A 14,688-nucleotide genomic window follows, 5' to 3' on the forward strand; every position below is an offset into this window, starting at 1 on the left:
CCTCGGCGAACAGGGCCCGAACACCGTTCGACTTGCCGTCACCTCATGAACTCACCCGCCTTCTTGAGAGCGCTCTCAGTCATAAGTCTTGACGCCTCAACTTCCCCTGGGAACAGTGGGGGAACCACAGCAGGGGCCCCGTCCGCTGTGCCTCCACTCCCCCACGTCCCAGGAGGCCATCGTGATCTCCCGCCGTACGTTCCTGTCCACGACCGCCGCCGCGGTCGGCGCCACCGCCGTCGGAGGTGCCCTCGGCTCTCCGGCCCAAGCTGCGCCGGCGACCTGTCAACTCGCCCTCCGCAACGCCTCGTTGCCGGGTACGGTCCGGGCTTACGTCACCGGGCACGAGCAGTCGACGGGCGCCTGGGTGCTGCTGCGGGCCGACGGAAGCGTCTACCGGCCGGCCTCGCCCTCGGCACCCCAGACGCCGCTGCCTGTCGACTGTGCGATCCCGCTCGGCGCGGCGGGCTCGGCACCCAAGGTGCTGACGCTCCCCCAGATGTTCGGCGCACGCGTCTACTTCGTACGGGACAGCACCCTGGAGTTCTTCCTCAACCCGGGCCCCGCGCTGGTCGAGCCCGCCTTCGCGACACCCGCCGACGCCAACTACGGCAAGACGTGGTCGTTCTGCGAGTTCACGTTCAACACCACCCAACTGTTCGCCAACATCAGCTATGTCGACCTGGTGACGGCCCTGCCGATCGGGCTGACACTGGAAGGCGACGGCACGCACACGGTCGCCCCGCTGCCCGATGGCGCGGTGGACCGGATCGCCGCGGATCTGGTGGCGCAGTCGGCGCGGGACGGTCAGCCCTGGGACCGGCTCGTCATCCGGGGCGGCGACGGCAGGGTGCTGCGGGTCGTCTCACCGCAGAACCTGATGGCGCCCTACTTCGACCGACCGGACCAGATGCCGTTCCGCGCCTACTGGAACTCCTACATCGACCAGGTGTGGGAGAAGTACCGGTCGACGGATCTGAGGATCGACCTCCAGGGCGGCCGGGGCGTCCTGGCGGGGCGGGTCTCGGGCGACACCCTCACCTTCGCCGGCGGCCACTCCTTCGCCAAGCCCACCTCGAAGGACATCTTCACCTGCAACCACGGACCGTTCACCAACAACCCCGGTGACCCCGACGACAAGAAGGCCCTCCTCGCCCGCCTCGCGGCCGGCTTCAACCGCTCGATCATGCTCACCCACCCCACCCAGCCGAACGGCGCGACGGCCGCCGACTACTACCGGGGGACGGTGACGAACCACTGGTCACGCGTGGTGCACGCCAACTCGCCCATCGGGTACGCCTTTCCGTACGACGACGTACGGCCGGACGGGCAGCCCGATGTGTCGGGCGCGGCCCACGACGGCAATCCGCGCCGGTTCACGGTGACGGTGGGCGCCTGAGCGCTCGGCTGCTACGCGGAGGCGCGTCGTACCAGTGTGGTCGGCAGGACCACACTGGACGGCGTGCCGGCCGGGCCCTGATCGCCCGGCTCGTCGGGGGCTCGCCGTTCGAGGCCCCGGAGCAGGAGCCGGGCCATCAAACGTCCCATCTCCTCTATGTCCTGACGGACCGTCGTCAACGGAGGGTCGGACTGCTCGGCCACCGGCAGCATGTCGTCGAAGCCCACCACGGCGACGTCCTCGGGAACCCGTCGCCCGAGCTCCCGCAGCACCCGGAGCGCGCCGGACGCGGACACGTCGTTGGCGGCGAACACCGCGTCCAACTCGGGGCAGCGGCCGAGCAGTTCCCGCATCGCCCGCTCCCCGCCCGCCGGGGTGAAGTCGCCCTCCACGATCAGCCGGGGGTCGGCGTCCACCATGACGTCCCGGAACCCGTCGAGCCGGTCCACGGCGGAGGTCTGGTCGAGGGGCCCGGTGATGTGGGCGATCCGGGTGCGGCCGAGGCCGACGAGATGGCGTACGGCGTCCCGCGCGCCGCCCCGGTTGTCACTGTCGACGTACACGGTGGTGGCGTCGCCGCGCGTGCCGTCGGCCCAGCCGGGACGGCCGCCGAACACGGTGGGTACGCCCGCGCCCTGGATCAGCGCGGGCAGCGGATCGTCGAGGTGCAGCGAGAACACGAGTGCCCCGTCGACGTGTCCGCCGGCCAGATACCGTCCCACCCGGGCGTAGTCCTCGGGTCCTTCGGTGAGCAGCAGCACGAGCTGTGAGTCGTGCGCGGTCAGCTCCTTGCTGATGCCGCGGAGTTGCAGGGCGAAGAAGGGGTCGGCGAAGACCCTGGTCTCCGGCTCGGCGATCACCACGGCCACGGCGTCGTGCCGCCGGGTGACGAGGCTGCGGGCCGCCTGGTTGGGCACGTACCCGAGCTCCTCGACCGCCTTCCGCACCCGCTCGACGAGGGGCTCCCGAACGCCCTCGCCCCCGTTGACGACCCGCGACACCGTCGCCCGGGACACCCCGGCCCGCGCGGCCACGGCCTCCAACGTGGGACGCGACGCTGTCTCGGTCACTGCGGAACACTCCTCGGGGGCGGCTCCGCTCAGGATAGCCCTGGAGGAGAGCCCTCTGAGAGCGCTCCCCGGAGCCCGGCCGGGACGCGTACGGCGACCCGCTCCGTTGCGCGATCGACGAGGTGGCCGAAGCCGTCGGGCGGCGGGACGCGGCCGAGCGGGCGCGGCCCGGTCGGCCTTTCCCCTCGGTGACCTCAGTGAGCGTGGGACGCCCCGGACTCCTCGGTGGTGTGGGGCTCGTGCGGCTCGTACCCCGGGATCGTCCCGTCCGTCCTGCGCACCAGGAACAGGCCCACCATGCCCATGTCGGAGTGGCTCTGGACGTGGCAGTGGTACATCCAGGCGCCCGCTCCCACCCCTTCGCCCGCGACGACCTGGAAGCCGAAGGAGTCGGCGGGGCCGACGATCTTGTTGTCGACGACCTGGCTGGGGTCGTCGGGGCCGGTCAGCATGCCGGTGCGGTTGTCGGCCCAGCGGTGACCGTGCAGGTGGAAGGTGTGGTAGTACTCGCCGTGCGTGATGACGACGAACTCGACCCGGTCGCCCACGGTCGCGTCGAAGTGGGGGCCCGAGTGCGCGGGCTTGTTGTTGATCAGCAGGTCGTTGAAGACGACGGTGACGGTCTTGTCGGGCAGCACGTCGCCCTTGCGGCGGACGATGACGGGACCGTAGAGACCCTTGCGGACGCCGACCGTGCCGTGTTCGGTGCCGACGACATGGTCGTGGTAGTGCCAGTAACCGGCGCTGCCCGCACGCCAGGTGCCGTCCTTGCGGAGGCCGGGGGCGTGGGTGCGCCAGGTGTAGGTGCGGGTGCCTCCGGGTTCGACGTCGCTCCGGCTCAGCCTGGTGCCGTCGCTGGAGATCTCGTAGTCCAGGCCGTGGACGTGGAGGCTGGCCGCCACGTCCATCGTGTTCTCGAACTCGATGTGCAGGGTGTCGCCTTCGTTGAGCTCGATCAGTGGGCCCGGTATCGAGGCCTTGCCCTTCTCGAAGCCGTAGCCCATCTGCCCGTCGGGCAGCTTCTCGGCGTACATCTTGATGTGCCGGACCTGGCCGCCCGCCGGGGCCGTCCTCGCCTGCGTGGCGGCGCTCGCGGCCCCGGAGGTGCCGACGGTCTCGATGGCCACGGACAACGATGTCGCGGCGGCCGCGCCACCCAGCAGCATCCGCCGGTTGAACCCTCGTCTGTCCATCCCGTCCATGCGGAACTCCCCACGCTGATAAGGATCTTGCGGAGACGCATCTGTGATCAACCTGTGAGACGGTAGCGGCCGTACGTCGGTTTATCCACACCCAGGACAAAGTTCAGACCATTCCGGTCATAGCTCTTGGCGAGTCGCGCCAAAGCGGGCTAGCTTCCTTGGCGCTGTTGCTGTGACCGAGGAGGTGCCCATGTACTTACGAGGGTTGAGCGACGCGAAGAGACGGGCCTGGGCGGCCACCCTGACCGCCTCGGTCGTCACCGCGGGACTTCTGTCGGGCCCCGCGGCCCAGGCGCGACCGGCGCCGGAACCACCGCTGACAACGATGTCGATCAAGTCGCCGCCGGGCGGCTCCGGCCCTCATGTGCTGATCTTCCACGGCTCCGCGGCAGCCGGGGACGAGTCCCCCGTCGTGAACGCCGGGATCGAGGCGATCGAACGGATCGGGCTGTCCGGCCCGGCCGCCGAGCGGTTCGGGGTCGTGGCCACCGACGACGCCTCCGTCTTCACCGACGAGACCCGCCTGAGCGGCTTCAACGCCGTCGTCTTCCTGACCGGCGGTGGTGACGTCCTGGATCCCGAGCAGGAGGCCGGCCTCGAAACCTATATGGAGGCGGGCGGCGGTTTCGTGGGCGTCCACGACGCGGCCCGCGCCGAACCGTACTCGGACTGGTTCACCGGTCTGATCGGCGCGCGGCCGGCCGCGTCCAGCCCGACGACCGTGCAGCGGGCGACCGTCGAGGTCGGTGACCGGCGGCACCCGGCGACCAAGGACCTGCCGGTGCAGTGGAAGCGGCCCGACAAGTGGCTCAACTGGACCAAGAACCCGTCCGGCACCGTGCACACCGTGGCCCGGGTCCGCGAGTCGACCTACCAGCCGGGCACCGGCGCCAACGGCTGGGACCACCCGGTGAGTTGGTGCCGCGACTACGACGGCGGCCGTTCCTTCTACACGGGCATGGGCGGGACCGTCTCCGCCTACGACGAGACCGACTTCCGTACGCATCTGCGCGGCGCCCTGCTCTGGACCTCCCGCCTCGCACAGGCGGACTGCAAGGCGACCATCAACGCGCACTACAAGGCGGAGCGGCTGACCCAGCCCAACCAGCCGGGGCAGAACGACCAGATCGGTGAACCGCACGGCCTGGTCACCGCACCCGACGGACGGGTCCTGTACATCGGCCGGGGCGGCGCGGACTCGTCCCAGCCGGTGGTCACCGACTGGAACAACCCCGACATCGGCAAGGGCAAGGGCGAGATCCACGTCTACGACCCGAGGACGAAGAAGGTCACCCTCGCGGGTGCCCTCACCGTCTTCGGCAACAAGGGCGGCGGCGACGAGCTGATCAAGGTCGAAGAGGGCCTGCTGGGCATCGAGTTGGACCCCGGCTTCCAGCAGAACGGCTGGGTGTACCTGCACTACACGCCGCACTCGCGGATCGACCGTGACACCCGGATGGCCGAGCGCCGCGTCTCGCGCTTCACCCTCGACCTCACGAGCAACAAGCTGGACCTGGGCAGCGAGAAGGTACTGCTCAAGTGGCCGGTGCAGATCCACAGTTGCTGCCACGCGGGTGGCGGCATGAGCTTCGACTCCAAGGGCAACCTGTACATCGCGACCGGCGACAACAACTCCAGTGGCTTCAGCGCCGGTTACTCGGGCAACAACCCCGAACCGAACCACAAGGGCGTCTCCTTCGCCGACGCGCGCCGCACCGCCGGCAACACCAACAACCTCAACGGCAAGATCCTCCGCATCCACCCGGAGCCGGACGGCACCTACACCCTGCCCGCGGGGAACCTCTTCACCGGCAAGGAGACCGCCGAGGGCGGCGGCAAGACCCGCGGCGAGATCTATGTGATGGGGGTCAGGAACCCGGCCCGCATCTTCGTCGACCGGCAGACCGACGTCCTCTACGCCGGCTGGGTCGGCCCGGACGCCTCGACACCCTCCACGGCCTGGGGCCCGGCCAAGTACGACACCTTCGCCGCCATCACCGAGGCGGGGAACCGGGGTTGGCCGTACTGCATGGGCAACAAGCAGCCCTACCGGGACCGCAACCTGCCGGACCCCTCGAAGCCGCTCGGCTGGTACGACTGCGACCACCCGAAGAACGAGTCCCCGAACAACGACGGACTCGTCAACCTGCCCCCGGTGACCGGCAACAACATCTGGTACTCACCGCAGGGCGGCGCCCCCGACTTCCCCCGGGACGCGAGCGGCATCCCCTCGTACAAGAACGAGGAGGCCACGTACCTGCTGCCGTGGCTCAAGGGCGGCGGTCAGGCGACCATGAACGGGCCGGTCTACCGGTACTCCGCGTCCGGCGACGACTCCGGCCGGTGGCCGGCCTACTGGGACGGCAAGTGGTTCGTCGGCGACTTCTACGACGCCGACCAGCCGCGCCACGCGGTGGTCATGGACCCGAAGAACCAGGGCAACGGCGGACTCCCGGTCCACGCGGAGTCCCTGAAGAAGATCGTGCCGGTCGGGGCCGACGGCATCAGGAACCTCATGGACTGGAAGTTCGGTCCGGACGGCGCGCTGTACGTCCTCGACTACGGACGCGGCTTCTTCACCTCGGACGCCAAGTCGGCGTTGTGGCGCGTCACCTACACGGGCGGCGGCCCGACCCCGGCGGCCGACGAGCTGGCGAGGAAGGCGGAGTGATGCGGGAAAGACGTTTGTGGGCGGCCCTGCTGGCGGCCCTGCTGATGGTCCTCGGGCTCACGTCGACGCCCGCCTCCGGCCGTACGGACGGGGCGCGGGAGAAGGCCGCCGCCCAGGTGCTCACCTGGACCGCCGGTGACGACATCACCAAGTACCTGACCGCGCCGCAGACCGCCGTCGCGGGTCCGGCCACCCTGGTGTTCGAGAACAGCAAGGCGACCGGCAACACCATGGGGATGCCGCACACGTTGACGTTCGACGTCTCCGACCCGGAGTACAACAACGACGTGCCGCTCAACATCCTGGCCAACCCGGGCGACGACCAGGGCGGCCGGCACACCGCCGAGGTCACGCTCGCCCCCGGCCGCTACCGCTACTACTGCACGATCCCCGGGCACGGCCAGATGCAGGGCATCCTCGTGGTGACCGAGGGCACCGGCGAGGACACCACCGCGCCGGAGACCTCGGCGGAGATCACCGGGACGCAGAACAGCGCGGGCGCGTACGTCGGTTCGGCCTTGGTGACGGTGAAGGCGAGCGACCCGGGCGGCTCGGGTGTCGAGCGGATCGAGTACGCCGTCGGTGACGCCGGAGCCTGGCTGCCGTACACCACGCCGGTGGTGGTCAACCAGGTCGGCACGCACAGGGTCCGCTACCGTGCGGTCGACAAGGCGGGCAACACGGCGGCGGAGAAGAGCGTCGCGTTCACCGTCGTCGCCCCGCCGACCGACGACACGACCGCGCCGGAGACCTCGGCGACGGTGGCCGGCGAGAAGAACCCCCAGGGCGACTACGTGTCCATGGCGACGGTCACCGTCTCCGCGTCGGACACCGGGTCGGGGGTCAACACCATCGAGTACGCCCTCGGCGACTCGGGGGCCTGGCAGACATACACGGCGCCCGTGATGGTGCACGAGGTCGGCACGCACAAGGTGCGGTACCGGGCCACGGACAAGGCGGGCAACGTCGCCGCCGAGAAGAGCGTCGGCTTCACCGTCGTCGCACCGCCCGTCGACGACACCACGCCCCCGGTGACGGGCGTGACCGTCGAGGGCGACCGGAACTCCGCCGGCGCGTACCTGAAGAGCGCCAAGGTCACCGTCAGCGCCACGGACCACGGCGGCTCGGGTGTCGCCGCCGTCGAGTACTCGCTGGACGGCGGCCCCTACCTCGCGTACACCGCGCCCGTGGTGGTCGACCGGGCGGGCACCCACACGGTCGCGTACCGGGCGAGCGACAAGGCGGGCAACACGGCCGCCGCGCGCTCGGTCAGCTTCACCGTGGTGGCGGGCGGTGGGGTTCCCGCGCCCAACTGCGCCGAGTACGACGAGAGGTTGACGGTCTTCGTCGGCACGGTCGACTCGGGGGTGCCGAACCGGGTCACGAACAACCGGTGCCGGATCAACGAGTTGATCGAGGACGAGAAGGAGTGGACGTCCCACGCGCTGTTCCTGAAGCACGTGGACGCCGTCCTCGACAAGCTGTTCCGGGAAGGGGTCGTCGACCTGCGCGAGTACACGGCCGTGAAGGAGGCGGCGGAGGAGTCCGGCATCGGCAGGCCCGGTCAGACGGAGGGCTACCGCACGATCCTGGACGGCACGGCCGAGTCGTTCGCCAAGTGGCAGCAGGTGGGCGGCGGTTCGTTCGGGCTGAACACCGACGGCTCGATCACCTCGGGGACGACGAAGGCCGGGCTCGGCATGCTGTGGTTCCCCGAGCGGAAGTACGGCGACTTCTCGCTGCGCCTGCAGTGGCGTGACGACGCGCCCGGCACGTCGAACGCCAACTCCGGTGTGTTCGTGCGCTTCCCCTCGGTCCACGACCATCCGGAGGAGTCGCGGCCGGAGTGGGTGGCCATCAAGTACGGCCATGAGGTGCAGGTCCTCGACCGGCCCGACGGCGACATGTACAAGACGGGGTCGGTCTACGGCTTCGACCGGGTGGGGCTCGCCGGTGCGGGCGTCACCCAGAAGGGCACCTGGAACGACTACGAGATCAGGGTGGTCGACCAGCACTACTCGGTCTACCGCAACGGAATCCTGATCAACGAGTTCGACAACATCGGCGGGCAGGACTTCACCCCGCCCCGCTCGGACGACCCGGGCACGGACGGGCGACGGTTCGCCTCCGGCCACATCGGGCTCCAGGTGCACGGCACGACGGATGTCGTCTCCTACCGCGACATCCGGATCAAGGAACTGTAGGGAACCCCGGTGGCCCGCGCCCCGTGCGGGGGCGCGGGCCACCGTCATGTCTTCTTCGCCCTGCTCGGCTGCACCCGCTTCGGCTCCCCCGGCATCTTCGGGTACTCCGGCGGATACGGCAGGTCCCCCAGCCCGTGGTCGTGTTCGTCCCGCGCCGCCAGCTCCAGCAGCGCCTCCAGGGAGAACGCGTGCTCGTCCATGTCCGCGTGGACGTCACCGACCTCGGCGAAACGCCCCGGCATGGTCCCCAGATCGAAGTCGCGCGGCACGGCGACTCCCACCTCGTCCCAGGTGAGGGGCGCGGAGACGGGGGCGTGCGGGCGGGGTCGTACGGAGTAGGCGGAGGCGATGGTGCGGTCGCGGGCGGTCTGGTTGTAGTCGACGAAGATCTTCGCGCCGCGTTCTTCCTTCCACCAGGCCGTGGTCACCTGATCCGGCATCCGGCGCTCCAGTTCACGGGCGACGGCGATGGCCGAGCGGCGTACCTGGGCGAAGGTCCAGTCGGGCCGGATCGGCACGAAGACGTGCAGGCCACGGCCGCCGGAGGTCTTGGGCCAGCCGCGCAGACCGCCGTACTCGTGGAGGACCTCGCGCAGCTCGTGCGCGGCGCGCACCGCGTCGGCGTAGTCGGTGCCGGGCTGCGGGTCGAGGTCGATGCGGAGTTCGTCGGGCCGGTCGACGTCGTCGCGGCGGACGGGCCACGGGTGGAAGGTGAGTGTGCCGAACTGGGCGGCCCAGACGACGGCGGCGACCTCGGTGGGGCACATCTCGTCCGCGCTGCGGCCGCTGGGGAAGGTGATGTGCGCGGTGGGGATCCAGTCGGGCATGTTCTTGGGGGCGCGCTTCTGGAAGAAGTTCTCGCCCGTCACGCCCTCCGGGTAGCGCTCCAGGGTGGTGGGCCGGTCGCGCAGGGCCCGCAGGATGCCGGGGCCGACGGCGATGTAGTACCGGGCGAGGTCCAGCTTGGTGAAGCCGCGCTCCGGGAAGAAGATCCTGTCGGGGCTGGACAGCCGGACCGTCCGCCCCGCCGCCTCCAGTTCCACCGCTTCACCCATGCGAGCCACGGTAGGCGGAACGACAGAATGCCGCATACCGGACGAAGCTCGGCGCGCGGCGGCGGAATCGCGGTCGCAGAATCGGAGGCATGGATCTTCCGGTGATGCCGCCCGTGAAACCGATGCTCGCCAAGTCCGTGGCGAAGATCCCGCCGGACATGCACTACGAGGCGAAGTGGGACGGGTTCCGGGCGATCGTGTTCCGCGACGGGCCCGAGGTGGAGATCGGCAGCCGCACCGGAAAGACGCTGACCAGGTACTTCCCCGAGCTGGTGGCGGCCCTGCGGGAGCGGTTGCCCGAGCGCTGTGTGATGGACGGCGAGGTCGTGATCGTCCGGGACGGGCGACTGGACTTCGACGCGCTCACCGAGCGCATCCACCCCGCGGACTCCCGCGTCCGGATGCTGGCGGGGACGACCCCCGCCTCCTTCGTCGCCTTCGACATGCTCGCGCTGAACGACGAGTCGCTGCTCGACGTCCCCCTCACCGATCGGCGCGCCCTGCTGGAACTGGCCCTGTCCGGGGTGACCGCGCCGGTCCATCTCGCGCCGGCGACCACGGACCGCGAGCTGGCCGAGCAGTGGTTCGAACAGTACGAGGGCGCGGGCCTGGACGGGGTGATCGCCAAGCCGCTCACCCTGCTCTACCGGCAGGACGAGCGGGCCATGTTCAAGATCAAGCACGAGCGGACGGCGGACGTGGTGGTCGCCGGGTACCGCCTCCACAAGAGCGGGCCGGTGGTCGGCTCGCTGCTGCTGGGCCTCTACGACGACGGGGGCACGCTCCAGCACGTCGGCGTGTGCGCCGCCTTTCCCATGAAGCGGCGCGCGGAACTGGTGCGGGAGCTGGAGCCACTGCGGCTGGAGGACGTCGCGGAGCACCCTTGGGCCGCCTGGCCCGACGAGGCGGCGCACGAGACGGCACGGTTGCCGGGCGCGCCGAGCCGCTGGTCCTCGAAGAAGGACTTCTCCTGGGTGCCGCTGCGCCCCGACCAGGTCGCCGAGGTGGCGTACGACCACATGGAGAACGGGGTCCGCTTCCGCCACACGGCCCGTTTCCGGCGCTGGCGCCCGGACCGCACGGCGGAGAGCTGCACCTACGCGCAGTTGGAGGAGCCGGTGAGGTACGACCTGACGGAGATCCTCGGCCCCGATGCGGACCGGTGACGGCCGCCGGGACGGAACGGCGCGGTCCGCTCGTCGGCGCTCAGGGCCGCATCAGCACCTTGACGGCCCCGTCCTGCTTCCGCTGGAACATCTCGTAGGCGTGCGCGGCGTCGGTGAGCGGCACGTGGTGGGTGGCGAAGTCGTCGACACCCAGGGGGTCGTCGTCCGTGAGGAGGGGCAGGATCTCGTCGGTCCAGGTGCGGACGTTGGCCTGGCCCATGCGCAGCCGTATCTGCTTGTCGAACAGGGTGAGCAGGGGCAGCGGGTCGACCTTGCCGCCGTAGACACCGGAGAGGGAGATCGTGCCGCCGCGTCGTACGAGTTCGATGGCGGCGTGGAGGGCGGCGAGCCGGTCCACGCCGAGGCGTTCCGTGAGCCGTGAGCCGATGGCCCGGGGCAGCCGTCCGGTCGCGTTCTGGGCGAGCCGGGCGGCCGCGCTGCCATGGGCCTCGGTGCCGACGGCGTCGATCACGGAGTCGGGGCCGCGTCCGGCGGTCCGGTCCTGGATGGCGCCGACCAGTTCCTTCTCGTGGTCGAAGTCCCTGAGGTCGAAGGTCTGTACGCCCCGCTCGCGCGCCCGGCTCAGCCGCTCGGGCACCAGGTCGACCCCGAACACCTGCTCGGCGCCGCGTTGCAGGGCCACCCGGCAGGCCATGTCACCGATGGGTCCGAGGCCGAGCACGGCGACGCTGCCGCCGGGCGGGATGTGCGCGTACTCGACCGCCTGCCAGGCGGTGGGGAGCACGTCGGAGAGGTAGAGGTACCGGTCGTCGGGCGGCCCCTCCGGCACCTTGATCGGCCCGAACTGGGCCTGCGGGACGCGCAGGTACTCGGCCTGGGCCCCCGGGACCGAGCCGTACAGCCGGGTGTAGCCGAAAAGGGCCGCGCCCATGCCCTCGCTGGTGCACTGGGTGGTCTCGCACTGGGTGGGGAGCCCGGTGAGACACATCCAGCAGCTGCCGCAGGCGATCTGGAACGGCACGACGACCCGGTCCCCGGCCGCCAGGTCGGGGACGCCGGCGCCGACCTCCTCGACGATGCCCATGGGTTCGTGGCCGAGGATGTCGCCCGGCGTCATGAACGGGGTGAGCACCTCGTACAGGTGCAGATCGGAGCCGCAGAGCCCGGTGGAGGTGATCCGGATGATCGCGTCGGTCGGCTCCTTCAGCTCCGGATCGGGCACGGTCTCCACGCGCACGTCCCGCTTGCCCTGCCACGTCACTGCCTTCATCGTGCCCACACTCCGTTCCCTCGCCTCGGTCAGCAGGTGCCGCCCGAGTACCCGGCGCCTCACCCCCGAACCAGTCAGGAACAATCCACTATGGCTATTCATGAACGGATAAGTGCACAATCGGATGCATCATGAGCGACTTGAGCACGGTGAGCGACAGATCGCGGATGCGGCGGGTCCGAAGAGCGCGGATACGGCGGATCCGGCGCGGCTCGACGCGGGGGGCGCTGCTCGCCGCCGTGGTCGCGGGCGTGCTGCTGGCGGGCTGCACCTCGACCGGCACGGACGGCGACGACGGACGCGGGCGGGAAGACACTCGCCGGGACGACCGGAGCAGCGCTCCGCCGGTCGGACCGGTACTCGCCGTGAAGATCGACAACGCCTCCGCCGCCCGCCCCCAGACCGGCCTCGACGCCGCGGACATCGTCTACGCCGAGCAGGTCGAGGGTGGCCTCAGTCGACTGATGGCCGTGTACGCCACACGGTTCCCGGAGGCGGTCGGCCCCGTACGCAGCGCCCGGGAGTCCGACCTGGAGCTGCTGCGCCAGTTCGACGAGCCGACCCTGGCCTTCTCGGGCGCGCAGGGCAAGCTCCTTCCGCTGATCGACGGGGCGCCGCTGCAGGCGAAGACCCCCGAGGACGCCGGCGACGCCTACTTCCGGGGCGACGAGAAGCCCGCACCGCACAACCTGTACCTGCGCCCCGGTGAACTGATGGGTTCCGCGCCGGGCGCCGACGCCCTCACCACCGGCTTCCGCTACGGCCCCGCGCCCTCGGGCGGCACCCCCGAGGACTCCCGTACCGTGCGCTACCCGGCGGCCCGTTTCACCTTCACGTGGTCCGACGACAGCCGCCGCTGGGAGGTCTCGATGGACGGCCGCCCGACGATCACCACCGACGACGTCCGCGTCGCCCCGGCCACGGTGGTGGTCCAGTACGTGACCGTCCGCGAGTCCCGGTTCCGCGACTTCCTCGGCAACAACACCCCGTACACGGAGACGGTCGGCTCGGGCCGGGCGGAGGTACTGCGGGACGGCAGGGTCTTCGAGGCCGACTGGGCGCGGAAGACCGCGACGGACGGCACGGCCTTCACGACGACGGACGGCGAACCGATGAACTTCGCCGAGGGCCAGGTATGGGTGGTGTACGCCGCCGACTCCCCGTAGCGGTGCGCCGGGCAGAGCGCCTAGCGGAGCGCCTCCGCCGGGCTGCGCAGTTCCTCCGCCGCGTCGGCCACCCGTCGGATCAGCTCGAAGAACACGTCCTGCTCCTCGGCCGACAACGGAGCCAGGAACACCTGGTTCATCCGCGCCGTCCGCACCGTGAGCCTGCGGTGCGTCCGCACCCCGTCGTCCGTGAGCCGCAGCAGGAACCGTCGCCCGTCCTGCGGATCGCGCACCTTGTCGAGGAGCCCCCGGCGCCCGAGCCGGGTGATGACCTCGGACATCGTCGACCGGTCGAGCCCCACCCGCTCCCCGACCGTGCGCTGGTCGAGCCCCGGTTCGGCGACGAGGGTGTTGAGGACCGCGAACTGCGGCGAGGTGATCTCCTCGGAGACCATCACGTTCCACAGCAGGTAGTGGGCCTGCTGCAGCCGTCGGGCCAGGTGCCCGGGGTGGGTGGAGAGGTCCACCGCGGCCATGTGCGCTCCTCGGCTCGACAATTCGTCCGTGCACTGAACGATACCCGCCACCCCTTGGCCCGTGTCCATAACCCGTACCCCTGCGATCTGGCTCTTTTCGCAGGCCTTGACGACGGAGCCGACGAGTGGCAGCGTGAAAGAAACTTCACTGGAATGCTCAGTGCCCTGATTAACTGGTCACCGGGTGCGCGGACGGGATGGGGCCTCACGCCGCCGTGGGGCGCGATCCGGACCCCCTACTTCCACGAGACCCCCGACACCTCAGGAATCCCCATGACTCTCACCCAAGCGGACATCGACCAGGAGATCGCCGCCGAACACGCCGCCTACGAGAAGCGGGTCGCGGACGGGGCGCCGGTCGAGCACCAGCCGCGCCGTGACTACGCCCCGTACCGGTCGTCGGTGCTGCGGCACCCCAAGCAGCCGCCGATCTCCATCGACGTCACCCAGGACCCGGAGCTGGTGGAACTGTCCTCCCCCGCCTTCGGGGAGCGGGACATCACCGAGATCGACAACGACCTGACCCGGCAGCACGACGGCGAGCCGATCGGTGAGCGGATCACCGTCTCCGGCCGGCTCCTCGACCGCGACGGACGCCCGCTGCGCGGCCAGTTGGTCGAGATCTGGCAGTCCAACTCGGCCGGCCGCTACGCCCACCAGCGCGAGCAGCACGACGCGCCCCTGGACCCGAACTTCACCGGAGTCGGGCGCACGCTGACCGACGACGACGGGCACTACCACTTCACGACGATCCAGCCGGGCCCGTACCCGTGGCGTCAGCACCTCAACGCCTGGCGCCCGGCCCACATCCACTTCTCGATCTTCGGCTCGGCGTTCACCCAGCGGCTCGTGACCCAGATGTACTTCCCGAGCGACCCGCTCTTCCCCTACGACCCGATCATCCAGTCGGTGACGGACGACGCGGCCCGGCAGCGGCTGGTCGCGACCTACGACCACAGCCTGTCCGTGCCGGAGTTCTCGATGGGCTACGCCTGGGACATCGTGCTCGACGGCCCGCAGGCCACCTGGATCGAAGAAGGACGCTGAC

Annotated in this window: 11 protein-coding genes; 6 read left to right on the forward strand and 5 right to left on the reverse strand. The window is 70.4% G+C overall.

What is annotated here, in order from left to right; all coding sequences use genetic code 11:
* Window positions 1-181 precede the first annotated feature (181 nt).
* Window positions 182-1,399, forward strand: coding sequence for a glycoside hydrolase family 64 protein (locus tag K1J60_RS05560; RefSeq protein ID WP_220645177.1), 1,218 nt, complete (start codon window positions 182-184; stop codon window positions 1,397-1,399).
* A gap of 11 nt (window positions 1,400-1,410) precedes the next feature.
* Here K1J60_RS05560 and K1J60_RS05565 read toward each other — a convergent pair whose 3' ends face one another.
* Complete coding sequence (locus K1J60_RS05565) at window positions 1,411-2,469, reverse strand: LacI family DNA-binding transcriptional regulator (protein ID WP_220645178.1); 1,059 nt, start codon at window positions 2,467-2,469, stop codon at window positions 1,411-1,413.
* 194 nt (window positions 2,470-2,663) lie between these two features.
* Window positions 2,664-3,671 (reverse strand): multicopper oxidase domain-containing protein, encoded by a 1,008-nt coding sequence (locus K1J60_RS05570; protein WP_220645179.1) that lies wholly within the window; start codon window positions 3,669-3,671, stop codon window positions 2,664-2,666.
* A gap of 190 nt (window positions 3,672-3,861) precedes the next feature.
* Between K1J60_RS05570 and K1J60_RS05575 the strand changes: the two genes are divergently transcribed.
* Both K1J60_RS05575 and K1J60_RS05580 read left to right on the forward strand, forming a co-directional pair.
* Window positions 3,862-6,342, forward strand: coding sequence for a ThuA domain-containing protein (locus tag K1J60_RS05575; protein WP_220645180.1), 2,481 nt, complete (start codon window positions 3,862-3,864; stop codon window positions 6,340-6,342).
* Window positions 6,342-8,546: an OmpL47-type beta-barrel domain-containing protein gene (locus K1J60_RS05580; RefSeq protein WP_220645181.1), complete on the forward strand. Its 2,205-nt coding sequence runs from the start codon at window positions 6,342-6,344 to the stop codon at window positions 8,544-8,546. Before K1J60_RS05575 ends, K1J60_RS05580 begins: the two co-directional genes overlap by 1 nt.
* Before the next feature lie 44 nt (window positions 8,547-8,590).
* Here K1J60_RS05580 and ligD read toward each other — a convergent pair whose 3' ends face one another.
* Window positions 8,591-9,601: a non-homologous end-joining DNA ligase gene (ligD, locus tag K1J60_RS05585; protein WP_220645182.1), complete on the reverse strand. Its 1,011-nt coding sequence runs from the start codon at window positions 9,599-9,601 to the stop codon at window positions 8,591-8,593.
* 89 nt (window positions 9,602-9,690) lie between these two features.
* On the opposite strand from ligD, the gene K1J60_RS05590 reads away from it, so the two are divergent.
* Entirely contained in the window at window positions 9,691-10,767 is a 1,077-nt protein-coding gene (locus K1J60_RS05590) for an ATP-dependent DNA ligase (RefSeq protein ID WP_220645183.1), read from the forward strand.
* Between the two features lie 40 nt (window positions 10,768-10,807).
* Here K1J60_RS05590 and K1J60_RS05595 read toward each other — a convergent pair whose 3' ends face one another.
* Complete coding sequence (locus tag K1J60_RS05595) at window positions 10,808-11,998, reverse strand: zinc-dependent alcohol dehydrogenase (protein ID WP_220645184.1); 1,191 nt, start codon at window positions 11,996-11,998, stop codon at window positions 10,808-10,810.
* Window positions 11,999-12,129: 131 nt separating this feature from the next.
* Between K1J60_RS05595 and K1J60_RS05600 the strand changes: the two genes are divergently transcribed.
* Window positions 12,130-13,164 (forward strand): DUF3048 domain-containing protein, encoded by a 1,035-nt coding sequence (locus K1J60_RS05600; protein WP_220645185.1) that lies wholly within the window; start codon window positions 12,130-12,132, stop codon window positions 13,162-13,164.
* Between the two features lie 20 nt (window positions 13,165-13,184).
* Here K1J60_RS05600 and K1J60_RS05605 read toward each other — a convergent pair whose 3' ends face one another.
* On the reverse strand, window positions 13,185-13,640 hold the full coding sequence (locus K1J60_RS05605) for a MarR family winged helix-turn-helix transcriptional regulator (RefSeq protein WP_220645186.1): 456 nt from the start codon (window positions 13,638-13,640) through the stop codon (window positions 13,185-13,187).
* Between the two features lie 273 nt (window positions 13,641-13,913).
* Here K1J60_RS05605 and pcaH point away from each other — a divergent pair, with 273 nt between their 5' ends.
* Window positions 13,914-14,687 (forward strand): protocatechuate 3,4-dioxygenase subunit beta, encoded by a 774-nt coding sequence (gene pcaH, locus K1J60_RS05610; protein ID WP_220645187.1) that lies wholly within the window; start codon window positions 13,914-13,916, stop codon window positions 14,685-14,687.
* The last annotated feature ends 1 nt before the right edge of the window (window position 14,688 follow it).

It is taken from the genome of Streptomyces akebiae, assembly GCF_019599145.1.
GTDB lineage: Bacteria > Actinomycetota > Actinomycetes > Streptomycetales > Streptomycetaceae > Streptomyces > Streptomyces akebiae.

Coding starts and splice junctions, on each gene's coding strand:
- K1J60_RS05605 (WP_220645186.1), bottom strand. CDS start 13,640: ATGGCCGCGGTGGACCTCTCCACCCACCCCGGGCACCTGGCCCGACGG.
- pcaH (WP_220645187.1), top strand. CDS start 13,914: ATGACTCTCACCCAAGCGGACATCGACCAGGAGATCGCCGCCGAACAC.
- K1J60_RS05575 (WP_220645180.1), top strand. CDS start 3,862: ATGTACTTACGAGGGTTGAGCGACGCGAAGAGACGGGCCTGGGCGGCC.
- K1J60_RS05590 (WP_220645183.1), top strand. CDS start 9,691: ATGGATCTTCCGGTGATGCCGCCCGTGAAACCGATGCTCGCCAAGTCC.
- K1J60_RS05570 (WP_220645179.1), bottom strand. CDS start 3,671: ATGGACGGGATGGACAGACGAGGGTTCAACCGGCGGATGCTGCTGGGT.
- K1J60_RS05595 (WP_220645184.1), bottom strand. CDS start 11,998: ATGAAGGCAGTGACGTGGCAGGGCAAGCGGGACGTGCGCGTGGAGACC.
- K1J60_RS05580 (WP_220645181.1), top strand. CDS start 6,342: ATGCGGGAAAGACGTTTGTGGGCGGCCCTGCTGGCGGCCCTGCTGATG.
- K1J60_RS05600 (WP_220645185.1), top strand. CDS start 12,130: ATGAGCGACTTGAGCACGGTGAGCGACAGATCGCGGATGCGGCGGGTC.
- ligD (WP_220645182.1), bottom strand. CDS start 9,601: ATGGGTGAAGCGGTGGAACTGGAGGCGGCGGGGCGGACGGTCCGGCTG.